Annotated in this window: 13 protein-coding genes and 1 pseudogene; 3 read left to right on the top strand and 11 right to left on the bottom strand. The window is 73.9% G+C overall.

All coding sequences use genetic code 11. The features are described 5' to 3' along the window. Positions 1–561: 561 nt before the first annotated feature. Positions 562–1,623 (top strand): tryptophan--tRNA ligase, encoded by a 1,062-nt coding sequence (gene trpS, locus FB457_RS17540; RefSeq protein ID WP_145782348.1) that lies wholly within the window; start codon positions 562–564, stop codon positions 1,621–1,623. On the opposite strand, the gene FB457_RS17535 is transcribed toward trpS, so the two are convergent. Further along, on the bottom strand, positions 1,601–2,419 hold the full coding sequence (locus FB457_RS17535; RefSeq protein WP_145782347.1) for a DUF4097 family beta strand repeat-containing protein: 819 nt from the start codon (positions 2,417–2,419) through the stop codon (positions 1,601–1,603). The genes trpS and FB457_RS17535 overlap by 23 nt on opposite strands. Positions 2,420–2,505: 86 nt before the next feature. Continuing rightward, complete coding sequence (locus FB457_RS17530) at positions 2,506–4,254, bottom strand: histidine kinase (RefSeq protein ID WP_145782346.1); 1,749 nt, start codon at positions 4,252–4,254, stop codon at positions 2,506–2,508. 109 nt (positions 4,255–4,363) lie between these two features. On the opposite strand from FB457_RS17530, the gene FB457_RS17525 reads away from it, so the two are divergent. Further along, on the top strand, positions 4,364–5,068 hold the full coding sequence (locus FB457_RS17525) for a VTT domain-containing protein (protein WP_145782345.1): 705 nt from the start codon (positions 4,364–4,366) through the stop codon (positions 5,066–5,068). On the opposite strand, the gene FB457_RS17520 is transcribed toward FB457_RS17525, so the two are convergent. The 8 genes and pseudogenes from FB457_RS17520 to FB457_RS17485 all read right to left on the bottom strand — a co-directional run bounded on the left by FB457_RS17520 (position 5,011) and on the right by FB457_RS17485 (position 12,506). Then, positions 5,011–5,661 carry a response regulator transcription factor gene (locus tag FB457_RS17520; protein WP_240662722.1) on the bottom strand — a complete coding sequence of 217 codons (651 nt, stop codon included), beginning with the start codon at positions 5,659–5,661 and terminating at the stop codon, positions 5,011–5,013. The genes FB457_RS17525 and FB457_RS17520 overlap by 58 nt on opposite strands. Before the next feature lie 125 nt (positions 5,662–5,786). After that, the gene (gene proC / locus FB457_RS17515) at positions 5,787–6,614 is read right to left on the bottom strand and encodes a pyrroline-5-carboxylate reductase (RefSeq protein ID WP_047017077.1); all 828 of its coding nucleotides are present in this window, start codon (positions 6,612–6,614) and stop codon (positions 5,787–5,789) included. A gap of 93 nt (positions 6,615–6,707) precedes the next feature. Beyond that, positions 6,708–7,302: pseudogene (locus tag FB457_RS17510) on the bottom strand (ABC transporter permease). Next, positions 7,299–8,099, bottom strand: a complete 801-nt coding sequence (locus FB457_RS17505) for an ABC transporter ATP-binding protein (protein WP_145782343.1) — start codon at positions 8,097–8,099, stop codon at positions 7,299–7,301. Before FB457_RS17505 ends, FB457_RS17510 begins: the two are co-directional and overlap by 4 nt. 92 nt (positions 8,100–8,191) lie before the next feature. Continuing rightward, the gene (locus FB457_RS17500) at positions 8,192–10,324 is read right to left on the bottom strand and encodes an MMPL family transporter (RefSeq protein ID WP_047017075.1); all 2,133 of its coding nucleotides are present in this window, start codon (positions 10,322–10,324) and stop codon (positions 8,192–8,194) included. A gap of 160 nt (positions 10,325–10,484) precedes the next feature. Continuing rightward, on the bottom strand, positions 10,485–10,778 hold the full coding sequence (locus tag FB457_RS17495; protein ID WP_047017074.1) for a hypothetical protein: 294 nt from the start codon (positions 10,776–10,778) through the stop codon (positions 10,485–10,487). Further along, a complete protein-coding gene (locus tag FB457_RS17490; RefSeq protein ID WP_047017073.1) occupies positions 10,775–11,179 on the bottom strand; it encodes an ArsR/SmtB family transcription factor in 405 nt (134 codons plus the stop codon). Before FB457_RS17490 ends, FB457_RS17495 begins: the two co-directional genes overlap by 4 nt. Positions 11,180–11,291: 112 nt before the next feature. Beyond that, the gene (locus tag FB457_RS17485; protein ID WP_145782342.1) at positions 11,292–12,506 is read right to left on the bottom strand and encodes an MFS transporter; all 1,215 of its coding nucleotides are present in this window, start codon (positions 12,504–12,506) and stop codon (positions 11,292–11,294) included. Between the two features lie 116 nt (positions 12,507–12,622). Between FB457_RS17485 and FB457_RS17480 the strand changes: the two genes are divergently transcribed. Beyond that, entirely contained in the window at positions 12,623–13,222 is a 600-nt protein-coding gene (locus FB457_RS17480) for a TetR/AcrR family transcriptional regulator (protein ID WP_047017071.1), read from the top strand. Between the two features lie 50 nt (positions 13,223–13,272). Here the strand turns inward: FB457_RS17480 and FB457_RS17470 are convergent, their stop codons facing one another. Beyond that, on the bottom strand, positions 13,273–13,776 hold the full coding sequence (locus FB457_RS17470; protein ID WP_047017070.1) for a hypothetical protein: 504 nt from the start codon (positions 13,774–13,776) through the stop codon (positions 13,273–13,275). Positions 13,777–13,797 lie beyond the last annotated feature (21 nt).

Genomic DNA, 13,797 nt, shown 5'->3' with positions numbered 1-13,797 from the left:
CATCGATTACTTGGCACACTGTTGAGTTCTCAAAGAACGGACACTACCTTCAAAACCCTTCCGGGCCTCTCCGGGCGTTTCCCTTCGGTGTTCCATAACCGTAGCGGATTGTCCCGGCGGCGCAAAATCCGGCCGCCCGCCGAAAAGAACCGGGCATGCCGATTCAACCCCGACGAAGGGAGACGATCACACAACGAGTAGATGGGACGAGCCGCCCCCTCAGGAACGGCCACCGTCGCACTCCAGAACCTCAACGGCCCCGTGGCAACCCGAAGAACTTTACGGATCCATGACGTCCGTGTCAAGCGGCGCCCGGTCGGTCCCGGCCACGGTCCTGTGTGCGGCCCGGTAGGGCCCCGTCTGGGCCCTACCGGGGTACGGTAGGGCGCATGACAGCTCGTGCACGTACCCAGCAGTGGTGGGCCGCCTGACGGCGGTCGACCTCGGGTGCGTGCGTGGCACGACTTCAGCGGCCGCCGGTTCGGCGGCCGTTTTGCGTGGCTCTCTCGCTCGCCGGCCGTCGATGCGGCGGTCTCCGGCATGTGGACGAGAGGGACGACGATGACGGCGTACGGATCGCAGGCTCCGCGGGCGCGCATCTTCAGCGGGGTGAAGCCCACCGGGCATCTGACGCTCGGGAACTACCTGGGTGCCGTGCGGCGCTGGGTCGAGGTGGACCAGCATCAGGCGGACGCGCTGTTCTGCGTCGTCGACCTGCATGCCATGACCGTGTCGTACGAGCCCGCGCGGCTGCGGCGGCTGAGCCGGCAGGCCGCGCAACTGCTGCTGGCCGCGGGGCTCGATCCCGGCCTGTGCACGGTGTACGTGCAGAGTCACGTGGACGAGCACGTGCGGCTGTCGTACCTGCTGGAGTGCACCGCCGCGGACGGGGAGATGCGGCGGATGATCCAGTACAAGGAGAAGGCCGCGCGGGAGCGGGCCAAGGGCGGGAGCGTGCGGCTGTCGCTGCTGACGTATCCGGTGCTCATGGCCGCCGACATCCTCGCCTTCGACGCCGACGAGGTGCCCGTCGGCGACGACCAGAGGCAGCACGTGGAGCTGGCGCGGGATCTGGCGCAGCGGTTCAACCAGCGGTACGGGCGGGTCTTCAGCGTGCCGCGGGTCACCCGGCCGTCCGTCGCCGCGCGCGTGATGAACCTCCAGGATCCGGCGTCGAAGATGGGCAAGTCCGACGACGGGCCCGCGGCGCGGGCCGGCATCGTGCATCTCCTCGACGAGCCGGACGCCGTGCGGCGGAAGGTCATGCGGGCCGTGACCGACAGCGGTGCCGAGGTGACGTACGACCGGGAGGCGCAGCCGGGGGTGGCGAATCTGCTGGAGATCCTGGCCGGGTGCAGCGGGCGGAAGCCGGCGGAGCTGGCGGGTGAGTACACGTCGTACGGGCAGCTCAAGCGGGATACCGCCGAGGCCGTGGTGGAGGCGCTGCGGCCGGTGCGGGAGCGGCACGCGGAGCTGAGTGCCGATCCCGCGTACGTCGAGGGCGTACTGGCGCGCGGGGCGGAGCGGGCGCGGGGGATGGCGCGGCCGCGGGTGGACGCGGCGTACGACGCCGCCGGGCTGCTGCCCGCCTTCGGCGCCGTCAGCTCGCCGGGCGGATCGTGACGCTGCCGTCGCCGGTGGTGGCCTTGATGCGGTGCGGGCTGGCGGGGTCGCGCGGGACGGTGACGTCGGTGCTGCCGTCGCGTACGTCGGTGCTCACCCGGTACGGCGCCTTCGGCACCTCCAGCGTCAGGCCGCCGTCGCGGGTCTCCGCGGTGACCTGGTCCGGGGTTTCGGTGAAGCCCAGGTGCAGGCTGCCGTCGCCGAGCGCGGCGGTGACGCGGGTGGTGGTGAGGCCGGTGGCGCGGACGGAGCCGTCGCGGGCGTCGAGGTCGACCGGGCCGGCTGCGCCGGCGATGCGTACGGAGCCGTCGCGGGCCTCGATGTTCAGAGGGCCGCCGGCGTCCGCGACCTCCACCGCGCCGTCGCCGCTCCTGATGTCGAGGCGGGTGTCGAAGCCGTTCGCCTCGATGCGGCCGTCGCTGCCGTCGATCTCGACGTCGAGGTTCCGCGGTACCTCGACGCGGTAGCGGGAGTCGCAGCTCACGACGACGCCGCTGCACTTGGTGCGGAAGTGCAGGGTGTCGCCGTCGACGGACCACGTGGTGCCGACGTCGCCGTTCCACTTCTCGGCCTTGAACCAGCGGGTGACGTCGATCTCGCCGTCCTCGCGGTCGACGGGCACCAGCTCCACGGCGGTGTCGTCGGCGTCGATCGTGAGGGTGGTGGCGTCGGCGCCGATACGGAAGGTGCGGTGCTCGGCTTTGCCGTCGCCGACCGCCTGGGTGCAGGCGGTCGCGACGGCGGCGAGGGCCAGTGCGAGCGCGGGGGCGGCGAGGGCTGCGGGCTTCGGCTTCATGTCGTACGACGCTACGGAGGGGCGCGCCCGCGCCCCATCCTGCGGGCCACCGGGCGCGGGTGGGGGTAACCCCCGGGTGGGCGGGGCTACGGATCGGCGTCGACCTTGTCCTTGTGGGAGAGGCGGCCGTCGGTGAAGCAGAGGCGGTAGGACGGATCGAGGGTGAAGGGGGTGGTGCGGTAGAGGACGCAGTCGTCGGTGCCCGGTGGGTCGGCGGGGGCGGCGGCGGGGCGGGTGTTGACGTCGGCCTCGTAGGCGGGGAGGCGTCGCTCGACGGCGTCGCGCGGCTGGCCGATGCGGAACGAGTCGTACGTGCCGGCGTCGAGGACGGAGCGGTACGAGGTGTAGAGGTCGACGCCGAAGAGGAGTGCGCCGAGGACGATCGTGCCGACGACCGGGATCCAGATCGCGTCGAGGATGCCGCGGCGTACGCGGCGGCGCGCGGCGGCCAGTTCGCGCCGGGCGGCGTACTCGCGCGGCGGGGCGGGGGCGGCGCCGGGGGTGAGGGGGAGGCGGGCGGTGACGGAGAATCCGCCGTCCACAGGCTGTGCACGGAGGATGCCGCCGGCGAGGCGGACGCGTTCGTCGAGGCCGACGAGTCCGTAGCCGCCGGGGGTTTCTGAGGCTTTCAGAGCTTTTGCCGTACGCGGGGGCGGCGGGCCGTTGACGACGGTGACCTCGGCGTGGTCGCCGTCGCGGCGGAGCCGGACGGTCACGGGGGCGCCCGGGGCGTGCTTGGCGGCGTTGGTCAGCGCCTCCTGGACGACACGGTGGATCGCCCGGTCGGCGACCGGCGGGAGGGGGGCGGGAGGTTCGCCGTCCGGGGACGGGTCGTGGGAGGCGGTCCGGTCTCCGCCTTCGTCGCGTACGAGCTCCACCTCCATCCCCGACGCGGCCGCCCGCTTGACCAGCTCCTCCACCCTGCCGTCCGCCGGGTGCGCGGGCGCGCCCTCGTCGTCCTCGCGGAGCACGCCGATGACTTCGCGCAGCCGCTCGGTGGCCGCCGCCGCGGCCTCGCGGAGTTCGGCGGCCTCCTTGCGGGCGGGCTCGTCGAGGCCGGGGGAGACCTGGAGGGCCGCGGCCCGTACGGCGATGAGGGTCAGTTCGTGGCCGAGGGAGTCGTGCATGTCGCCGGCGATACGGGAGCGCTCGCGCAGCCGGGTGCGGTCGGCGGTCAGCTCCTGCTCGCGCTCCAGCCGCTCCGCCAGCTCCCAGCCGGTGCTGACGAGCGCGGCGTGCTGGCGCGCGTACCGGCCGAGGAGCCACGGGAGCACCATCGCGAAGAGCACGGTGAGCACGAGCGTCGCCCAGCCGGCGAACGTCGCGTCGGGAACGGCGCGGACGAGGACGAGGCCGGCCGCGGCGACGGCGCAGAAGAGCGCGAGTACCCGGCGCGGGCGGTCGGCGCGGCGGCCGAGGAGGAAGGAGAGGGCGACCTGGGCGAGGACGAACTGGTTGGTGAAGAGCTCGGGCGTCGCGGCCAGCGCGAGGCCGGCGGGGATCGCGGCGGCGAGCAGGGGGCGGGAGCGGCCGACGGCCACCGCGAGGGCGAGGAGGGGGACGGCGGCGATGCGTATCCAGCGCAGGTCGACGCCGGCGGCCTGCTCGGCGCCGGGGAGGCCGGCGGCGTAGACGGCGGGGAGGGTGAGGACGAGCCAGAGGAGCAGGTCCGCGGCGCGTTCGCTGCGCAGGAGGCGGCGGAGGGCGGCGGCCGGGGCGGGGCGGTCGCCGTCCCGGGGGTCCCTCTCCGGGGGGTCGCTTGCGGGGCGGCTCGGGCGGAGGCGGTCGGGCAGCGTGCGACGCGGGGTGCCGGGCAGCCGGTCGGTGCCGGTCATGCGGCCACGGTACGGGGGGCGGGGGCCGCCGGGCACCTGACGAAAGTCATGGGGAGGTCCTGACTTCCGTGCGCGGTGGCGCACGGGCCGCGTTCCTAGCGTGAACCGCATGAATGACGCGATCATCCACGCCGTCGAGGGCGTGGTCAGCACCCCGTGGGTGTACCTGGCGCTCTTCGGCATCGCCGCGCTGGACGGCTTCTTCCCGGTGGTGCCGAGCGAGACGCTGGTGATCACCCTGGGGGTGTTCGCCGCGGCCGGCGGGCAGCCGGACGCGGTCCTGGTGGCCGCGGTGGCGGCGCTGGGGGCGCTGACCGGGGACCACATCTCGTACGCCATCGGGCGGCGGGCCGGGCCGCGGGTCTTCGACCGGCTGCGGCCGGGCAGCCGGGCGCAGCGGGCGTACGAGCGGGTGGGGCGGATGCTGGCGGAGCGGGGCGGGCTGGTGCTCGTCGTGGCGCGCTACATCCCGGGCGGCCGGACGGCGGCCACGCTCACGACGGGGGCGACGGGCTTTCCGCGCCGGACCTTCACGCGCTACGCGGTCGTCGCGGCGGTGACCTGGGCGGCGTACGGGACGACGCTCGGCTACGCCGGCGGCGCGGCCTTCGAGGACGAGCCGCTGCGCGGGGTGGCGCTGGGGCTGGGGCTCGCGTTCGGCATCACGCTGCTGCACGAGGGCGTACGGGCCCTCCGGCTGCGGCGGCGCACGGACGGGGGCACCGGCGGCGGTGCCCGCGCGGCGGACGCCGCGGGTTACGGCGAGCCCTGCGCCGGGGGCCCTGCGTCCTCGCCGACGAGCCCGGCTTCGTAGGCGAGGATCGCGGCCTGGACCCGGTTCCTCAGCTCCAGGCGGGCCAGCACCTGGCTGACGTACGCCTTCACCGTGCCCTCCACCAGGTGCAGGCGGCCGGCTATCTCCGCGTTCGACAGACCGGCGCCGACGAGGGCCAGCACCTCGCGCTCCCGCGGGGTGAGCGCCGCGGCGCGCTCGCGCGCCTCCTTCTCCCGGGTCAGCCGGCCGCCGCTGACCCGCTGGATGACGCGGCGGGCGACGTGCGGCGAGAGGTACGAGGCGCCGCCCGCGGCGGCGCGGACGGCGGCCATCAGCTCGTACGGATCACCGGACTTGAGCAGGAAGCCGGCGGCGCCGCTGTCGAGGGCGCCCGCGATGTACTCGTCCTCGGAGAAGGTCGTGAGCATCACCACCGCCGTCCCGGGCGCGGCCCGGCGCAGCTCGGCGGCGGCGCCCAGGCCGTCGAGCACGGGCATGCGGATGTCGAGCAGCGCGACGTCGGGGCGGTGCCGCCGGGTCAGCTCGACGGCCTCGCGGCCGTCGCCGGCCTCGGCGACGACCTCGATGTCCGCCGCGGCGGCGAGGATGGCCCGCACCCCGCCGCGGACCATGGCCTCATCGTCCGCGAGCAGGACCCGGATCGGCTCCCGCCCGGACAGGTCCGGTCCGGACGCGGCCGGTCCGGACGTGCCCGGTCCGGCAGGCGGGGGCGGCTGCGCTGTCATCTCCGGCTTCCCTACGACCGCTTGGCGTCCGGCGCCGGGCCCGTGCCCAGCTCTCGGCTGCGGTCGCGAGCGGCTTCGATCGCCGCGATCAGCGCGGCCCGTACGCCGTGGTTCTCCAGCTCGCGGATCGCGTTGATCGTCGTGCCCGCGGGGGACGTGACCGCCTCGCGGAGCTTGACCGGGTGCTCGCCGCTGTCGCGCAGCATGACCGCGGCGCCGATCGCGGCCTGCACGATGAGGTCGTGGGCCTTCTCGCGCGGCAGGCCCAGGAGGATCCCGGCGTCGGTCATGGCCTCCACGAGGAAGTAGAAGTACGCCGGTCCCGAGCCGGACAGGGCGGTGGCGGCGTCCTGCTGCGCCTCGGGGACGCGCAGCGTCTTGCCGACGGGCTTGAAGATCTCCTCGGTCCGCGCCAGGTGCTGCTCCACGGCGTGCTTCCCCGCGGAGATGACGCACATCCCCTCGTCCACGAGCACCGGCGTGTTCGGCATGACGCGGACGACCGGGGCGCCCTCCGGCAGCCGCTCCTCGAAGAAGTCCGTGGGGATGCCGGCCGCGGCGGAGACGACGAGCCGGTCCGCCGGCACGTGCGGCGCGAGGTCGTCCAGCAGCGTGCCCATGTCCTGCGGCTTGACGGTGAGGATGAGGGTGTCGGCGCGCTTGGCGGCGTCCCCGTTCGAGACGGGCTCGACACCGTAGCGATGGCGCAGCTCCTCCGCGCGGTCCTGGCGGCGGGCGGTCACGAGCAGGTCGCCGGGCGACCACCCGGCGCGGATCATGCCGGAGAGCAGCGCCTCGCCGATCTTTCCGGCGCCGAGTACGGCGACTTTCTGGGTCATGCGGTCCATCCTCGCACCGCGGCCCGGCACCCCGCGAAGTTATCCACAGCCCGGACGGGTCCGCAGGTCACGTCGCCAGGACATGCCGGCAGGTCACGCCGTACGGCGCCGGAGCGTCACCGCACCGAGGCCGAGCACCAGCACCGCGCTGCCGCCGACGACGGCGACGTCGCGGAGGAAGTCGCCGGTCACCTCCTCGTGGTCCAGGATCTGGTTCATGCCGTTCACGGCGTACGACATCGGCATCGCGTCGGAGATCGCCTCCAGCGTCGAGCAGCGCGACGACGAGCAGCAGCCAGGGCGACCCGGCGAAGCCCAGGTCCAGGACCCAGACGGCGAGCCCCGCGGCGAGCGACGCCTGGACCGCGGCCAGGGTGCCGAAGGCGAGCGCGTAGCCGAGGATCATGTCGCCCTTGCCCAGCGGCATGGCGAGCAGCCGTTCCAGCGTGCCGGAGGTGCGTTCGCGCAGGGTGGCGATGGAGGTCACCAGGAACATGGTGATCAGCGGGAAGATGCCGAGCAGGGAGGCGCCGATGGAGTCGAAGGTGCGCTTGTCGCCGTCGAAGACCCCGTAGAGCAGCGTCATCATGACCAGCGGCACGCCCAGGATGAGGCCGACGGTGCGGCGGTCGTGGCCGAGTTGCCGCAGGACGCGGCGCGCGGTGGCGAGGGTGCGGGTGGCGTTCACGGGGCGCCGTCCCCGCGGTCCCCGTCCCCGTCCGTGCCTTCGCGCCGCTCCCGCTGCTCGGCCGCCGCCACGAGCCGCAGGAACGCCTCCTCCACGGTCTCGCTGCCGACCCGCTCGCGCAGCCCGTCCGGGGTGTCGTCGGCGAGGATCCGGCCCGCGCGCATGAGCATCAGCCGCTGGCAGCGCTCCGCCTCGTCCATCACGTGCGACGAGACGAGCAGCGTGGCGCCGCGCTCCGCGGCGATCTCGTGGAACAGCGCCCACAGGTCGCGCCGGAGTACGGGGTCGAGGCCGACGGTCGGCTCGTCGAGCACCAGCAGTTCCGGGCGGCCGAGGAGCGCGACGGCGAGGGAGACGCGGGCGAGCTGGCCGCCGGAGAGGCGGCCTGCGAGCCGGTCGCCCTCGCCGGTGAGGTCGACGTCGGCGAGGGCGCGGGCGACCTGGGTGCGGCGTTCGGCGCGGGAGGTGCCGGGTTCGAGGATGGCGGCGAAGTAGTCGAGGTTCTGCCGGGCGGTCAGGTCGCGGTAGACGGACGGCTCCTGGGTGACGTAGCCGATGCGGTGGCGCAGGCGGGCGGCGCCGGCCGGCGCGCCGAGCACGTCGAGGGTGCCGGTGACGCGGGCCTGGGTGCCGACGATGGCGCGCATGAGGGTGGTCTTGCCGCACCCGGAGGGGCCGAGGAGGCCGGTGACCTGGCCGCGCGGGACGTCGAAGCCGAGGTCGTGGAGGACGGTGGCCCCGCCGCGGACCACGGACAGCCCGCGGGCGTGGACGGCCCCCGGTCCGATATTCACCATGCGTGGAACATCGTGGGGACCCGGAGCGCTGTCAAGGAGCGCGGGGGCACCCGGCGAGCCGGGTGCCCCTGTCGCCGTACGGACCGGAGCCCTCAGGCCCGTACGCGATCCGCCTCCGGCAGCCCGGCCGCCGTGTCCGCGGCCGCCGGCGGGCGCCGCGTCTCCTGCCGGAAGAGGGCGCCCGGCCACCACGTCCACTTCCCCAGGTCGAGCGCCAGCGCCGGCACCATGACCGTGCGGATCAGGAAGGTGTCCAGCAGCACGCCCACCCCGACCAGCACGCCCAACTGCGCCATCGTCACCAGCGGCAGCCCGGCGAAGACCGAGAACGTGGCGGCCAGCACGATGCCCGCCGACGTGATCACGCCACCGGTCGACGTCAGGCCGGTGAGGACCCCCTTCGCGTGGCCGTGCAGCGCGACCTCCTCCCTCACCCGGGTCATGAGGAAGATGTTGTAGTCGATGCCGAGCGCGGTCAGGAAGACGAAGCCCATCAGCGGGATGGACCAGTCGACCGCGGCGAAGTCGAAGACGTGGTCGAAGAGGAGGTACGACGCCCCCAGCGCGGCCACGTTCGACAGCACGGCGGTGGCGAGCAGGACGAGGGGCGCCACCAGCGCGCGGAGGAGCCCGATCAGCACCAGGAAGACCACCAGCAGCACGATCGGCACGACCACCCGCAGGTCGCGGTCCGCCGCCCGCTGGGTGTCCAGCGCCTCCGCCGTCGTGCCGCCGACGAGGGCGTCCGCACCGTCGACGGCGCCCACGGCGGCGCGCAGGTCGTCGATGGTGTCCTTGGCGGCGTCCGAGTCGGGTTCGTCGTCGAGGGTGACACGCAGGGCGGCCAGGTCGCCGGTGGTGCCGCCGTCCGCGACTCCCGCCACGCCGTCGACCTTCCCGGCCGCGGCCCGTACGGCGTCCTTCGCGTCGGCGTTGGTGACGATGTCGGCCGGGTCGGAGGCGCCGGAGGGGTAGTGCGCGGAGATGCGCTCCTGCGCGACGACCGACTCGGGCTTGTCCTGGAACAGTTCCGACTGCTTCAGACCGAAGTCCATGCCGACGACGCCGAACACGAGCAGGGCGGTCACGCCCAGCGACATCAGCCACGACCAGCGCGGGCGGCGCGCGACCGCGGCGCCGATCCGGGACCACACCGTGCGGTGCCCGTGCACGGGGGTGCCGTGGCGCGGCACGAACGGCCAGAAGACCCACCGGCCGACGATCACCAGCAGCGTCGGCAGCACCGTGACCAGCGCGAGGAACGCGCACACCGCGCCGACCGCGCCGACCAGGCCGAGGGAGCGGGAGGAGCTGATGTCGGCGAAGTACAGGCAGGAGAGGCCGACCGCGATGGTCGCCGCGGAGGCGAGGATCGCGGGGAAGCAGCGGCGCAGCGCCAGTTGCATGGCCTCGTGGCGGTTCTCGTGGCGGTGCAGCTCCTCGCGGTAGCGGGCGATGAGCAGCAGCGCGTAGTCCGTACCGACGCCGAAGACGAGGACCATCAGGATCCCCGCCGCCTGCGGGTCGACGGGCAGGGAGGCGTGCTTGGCGAGGAGGTACGTGGCGGCCTGGGTGAGGACGGCGGCGAAGCCGACGGCCAGCACGGGGAAGAGCCACAGGACGGGGCTGCGATACGTGATCAGCAGGAGGACGGTGACGACGGCCAGGGTAGCCAGCATCAGCGTCGCGTCCAGGGAGTCGAAGACGGCGACGGAGTCGGCGAGGGAGGCCGCCGGGCCGCCCACCTCCACGTCGACGCCCGGCGGGGCGCCGTCGGCGGCCACCTCGCGTACGTCCTCGACGGTGTCGGTGAGGTCGTCCTCGTCGGTGATCGGCACGATGGTCATCAGCGCGCCGCCGTCGTCGGAGGGCATGGGCGGGGTGACGCGCTCGCCCGCGGCGACGTACGGCGCGAAGGCCCTTACGTCCGCCTCCGCCTTCAGCCGGCCGGCGTCCGTCATCGCGCCCTCCGGCACGCTGTAGACGGCGACCGCGGGCATGACCTCGTCCTCGGGATCGCCGCGGAACTTCTCCAGCTCCGTGTTCAGCTCGGCGGACTCGGCGCTGCGCGGCAGAAAGGCGTTGGGGCCGGTGTCCTCGACGTCGCCGAGCTTGCCGGCCAGCGGGCCGAGCGCGACCAAGAGGAGTATCCAGGCGGCCAGTACCAGCCATTTCGTGCGCTGCCCTCCGGGTGCAGCCACGAGCTGCTTGATCCGAGCGGACATGGGATGGTCTCCTTCTGAAAGAGGTGAGTCGGCGCACGACTGACCCGCACCGCGGCCGCTGTGGTTTGCCGACCTGGCCGTGGCGCGGAAGTGTGCCGGGGATTACTTCGTCCTCGTACGGGCCGGAAGTTGCCGCTTCCGGCCCGTACGCATGCCGGTGCTACTCGATCTCGCGCATCATCTTCTCCATCGAGGTGATGGAGCGCCGCGCCTCGGTGAGTTCGTCAATGCTGCGGCGGTGCAGTTCGAGGTTGTCCTCCAGCAACTGCTGGTATTTGATGGCCAGCTGCCGGTACTGCTCCTCGCGGGCGGCGAGCATCTTGGCCCGCCAGGTGGCGGCGATCTGCCAGACCACCACGATCAGCAGCGCGAAGAACCCGGCGGCACCGACCGCGCCGACCACGGCACCGACCGTGTCGCCGCTGTCGGCGAGGTGCACCGTCTGCTCGTTCATGTGGCTTCCTCTTTCACCGTCTCGGGCTTCCCGGTACGGGCCTTGTCCTTCCCGGGGGGCTCGCCTTCCGGCTCGCCGTCACCGTCGCCGAGGGTGCGGGCGACCTCCGCGATCAGCTCGGGGGTCAGCTCGTACCGGAACGAGACCACCTCGTAGAACTTCATCGCCTTGCCGTCCGCTGACAGCTCCAGCGAGCCGGTGATCAGGCCCGCAGCCTCCAGCCGCTGCAGGTGCATGTGCAGCAGCGGGCGGCTCATGCCGATCTCGCGGGCCAGCCGGCTGACGTAGTTCCGGCCCTGGTGCAGCGCGGCGACGATCCGCAGGCGGTGCGGATTGCCGAGCGCGGCGAGGACCTTGAGCAATTCGTCTCCGGACGGGGCCGGAGCGGGCGTCCGTGCCATCTGCGGCCCCTTCGTGCGTCGGTGTGTCAGTCCAAGCTGACAGGTGGCGCAACCACCTGTCAAAGAGTACTGACACATGTCCGGGTCGTCTGGGGGTGACCCCGGGCGGGCCTCAGGGTTTCCCCTGAGTGGCCCGGCGGGAGGCGAGGCCGAACAGGGCGAGTGCCACGAGCTGCGCCGCCGCCGCGCCGGCCGGGAGCGCGCCGCTGCCGTACGCGTCGAGGAGGACGCCGCCGACCGCGCCGCCTGCGGCGACGCCGAGGTAGACGGCGCTGCTGTTGAGCGCGAGGGCCTGGGCGCCGGCCGGTCCCGCGAGGCGCAGCAGCCGGGCGCTGGCGGCCGGCGGGATCCACCAGGCCGCCGCGGACCACAGCAGGAGCAGCGGCACCACCAGCACCAGCGGCGCGGGGCGCAGCCGCCAGCAGGCGACGAGCCCGAGCATCACCAGCGCGAACGCGCCGCAGCCCATCAGCAGCGCGCGCTCCGCGCCCCACCGGTCGGCGGCGGGGCCGCCGAGCTGGCTGCCGGCGATGCCGGCGGCGCCGGCCAGCACGAAGATCACGCCGAGCCCGGTGGGGCCGACGCCCGCGAGGTCGCGGAGGTAGACGGCGAGGTACGTGACCACCATCAGGTTGCCGAGTACGGCGACGGCGGTGGCGGCGAGGCCGAGGAGCAGCGCGGGGCGGGCCAGCGGGGTCAGCCGGTCGGCCAGCCGCAGGGCCTCGCCGCGGGGCGGCTCGGGCAGGGTCGCGTACAGGGCGGCGAGGGAGGCGACGCCCAGGAGGCCGCCGAGGACGAACGCGCCCTGCCAGCCGGCGACCGCGCCGACCCAGGTGCCGAGCGGGACGCCGAGCAGCAGGGACGTGGTCAGCCCGGCGAAGACGGTGCCCATGTAGCGGCCCTGCCGCTCCGGCGGGGCGAGGGCCGCGGCGGCGCCGAGGGCGCCGGGCACCACGATGGCGGCGGCGAGCGCGGCGGCCACCCGCAGGGCCATGAGGACGGGGAAGGAGGCGACGAGCGGCATGGCGAAGTTCGCGGCGGCGAACACCGCGAGGGCGGCGGTGAACAGCGGGCGGCGGGGCCAGGTCGCGGTGAGCACGGAGGCGACGGGGGCGGCGAGCGCGAGCACCAGGGAGAAGACGGTGACGAGCTGCCCGACCGCGGCCTCGGAGACGTCCAGGTCGTCGGCGATGCCGGGGAGCACGCCCGCGACGAGGTAGTCGTCGGTGGAGAATGTGAAGGTCGTCAGCGTGAGCGCGATCAGCCAGCCCGGCAGGGAGCGGCGGAGAGGTGATGCGGCCTTCTGCAGGGTGGGATTCTCGTCCATGCCATTAAGGTAACAGTCGTTACCCTAATGGCGTCCACCGGTTTCCGGGCCCCTGCGCGTACGTGCGCTCCACGGGTGCGTACGCGGGTGTCCTGGCGGCCCGTACCAGGAGTGCCATGCCCAGACCCGCCGACCCGGCCCGCAAGACCGCCCTGCTCGACTCGGTCGTGGACTACCTCGTGGACCACGGCCTCGCCACCCTGTCGATGCGGCCGCTGGCCAAGGAGCTGGGGCAGAGCACGCGGGTGCTCACGCACCACTTCGCCGACAAGGCCGACCTGCTGGCCGCCACGCTGGCGCGGCTGGACGAGCGGCAGCGGGAGTGGCTGGCCGGGCTGCCCGGCGCCGACGGCGAGATGGGCATGGGCGAGGTCGTACGGGCCACGTGGGAATACCACCTGACGCCCGAGCATCTGCCCCTCACCCGGCTCATCCACGAGATCGAGGGGCTCGCCGCCGGGGACCGGCTGGGCGGGGCGACGTCACGGCTGCTGGCGGACCGGGTGGAGTTCGTCGCGGGCTGGTTCCGCGACCGGGGGGTGCCGGCGGAGGCGGCGACGGGCTACGCGACGCTGCTCAACGCGGCCTTCGCGGGGCTGCAGATCGACATGCTGAACACGGGCGACCGGGAGCGGACCACGGCGGCGGCGCACCGGCTGGCGGACCTGGCGGACGGGTGGGTGGCGGCGTCCGCGGGGGCGCGGGAGGGGGCGTAGGCGGCGCGGGGAGGCGTGGGGGGCGTGGGGGGCGTGGGGCCCGGGGCGGGTCAGCGGCGCTTCTTGCGCTTGCGCTTGGCGGGGTTGCCCGTACGGGACGAGCGGCGGCGCGCGTGCTGCTCCAGCCGGTGCTCGTAGTCCTTGCGCAGCATCCCCTCGCCGGGGGCCTCGGCGAAGCTGCGCACCGTGTACGCGAGCAGCACGCCGACGAAGCCTATGACCCGGATCGGCCGCCACGAGCTGTCCGCGGGCCCGGCCTCGTGCGGGCGGCTGAAGCCGCCGAGGGTGCGGGTGAAGGCGAGCGAACTGCAGACCGCGAAGGCGGCGATCATCAGCAGTTGGATGATGCCGCCGCTGTCGGCGAGCTGCAGGCCGTTGTACGACAGCGCCAGCACGAACGCGCCGGCTGCGGCCAGCACCAGGGCCAGGACGGCGACGCCGACGCGGCGGGCCCAGTAGCCGCGCGAGCGGTCGACCCAGGTGGTGCCGAAGAACCGCAGGGTCTCGGGCAGCGGCGCGCCGTCGTGGCTCTCTGACTGCTGGTTGTCGCTCACGCACCCGATTATCGCGGAGCC

Source organism: Streptomyces sp. CNZ287 (assembly GCF_007827615.1).
This window is presented reverse-complemented; position numbering and strand designations above follow the sequence as displayed.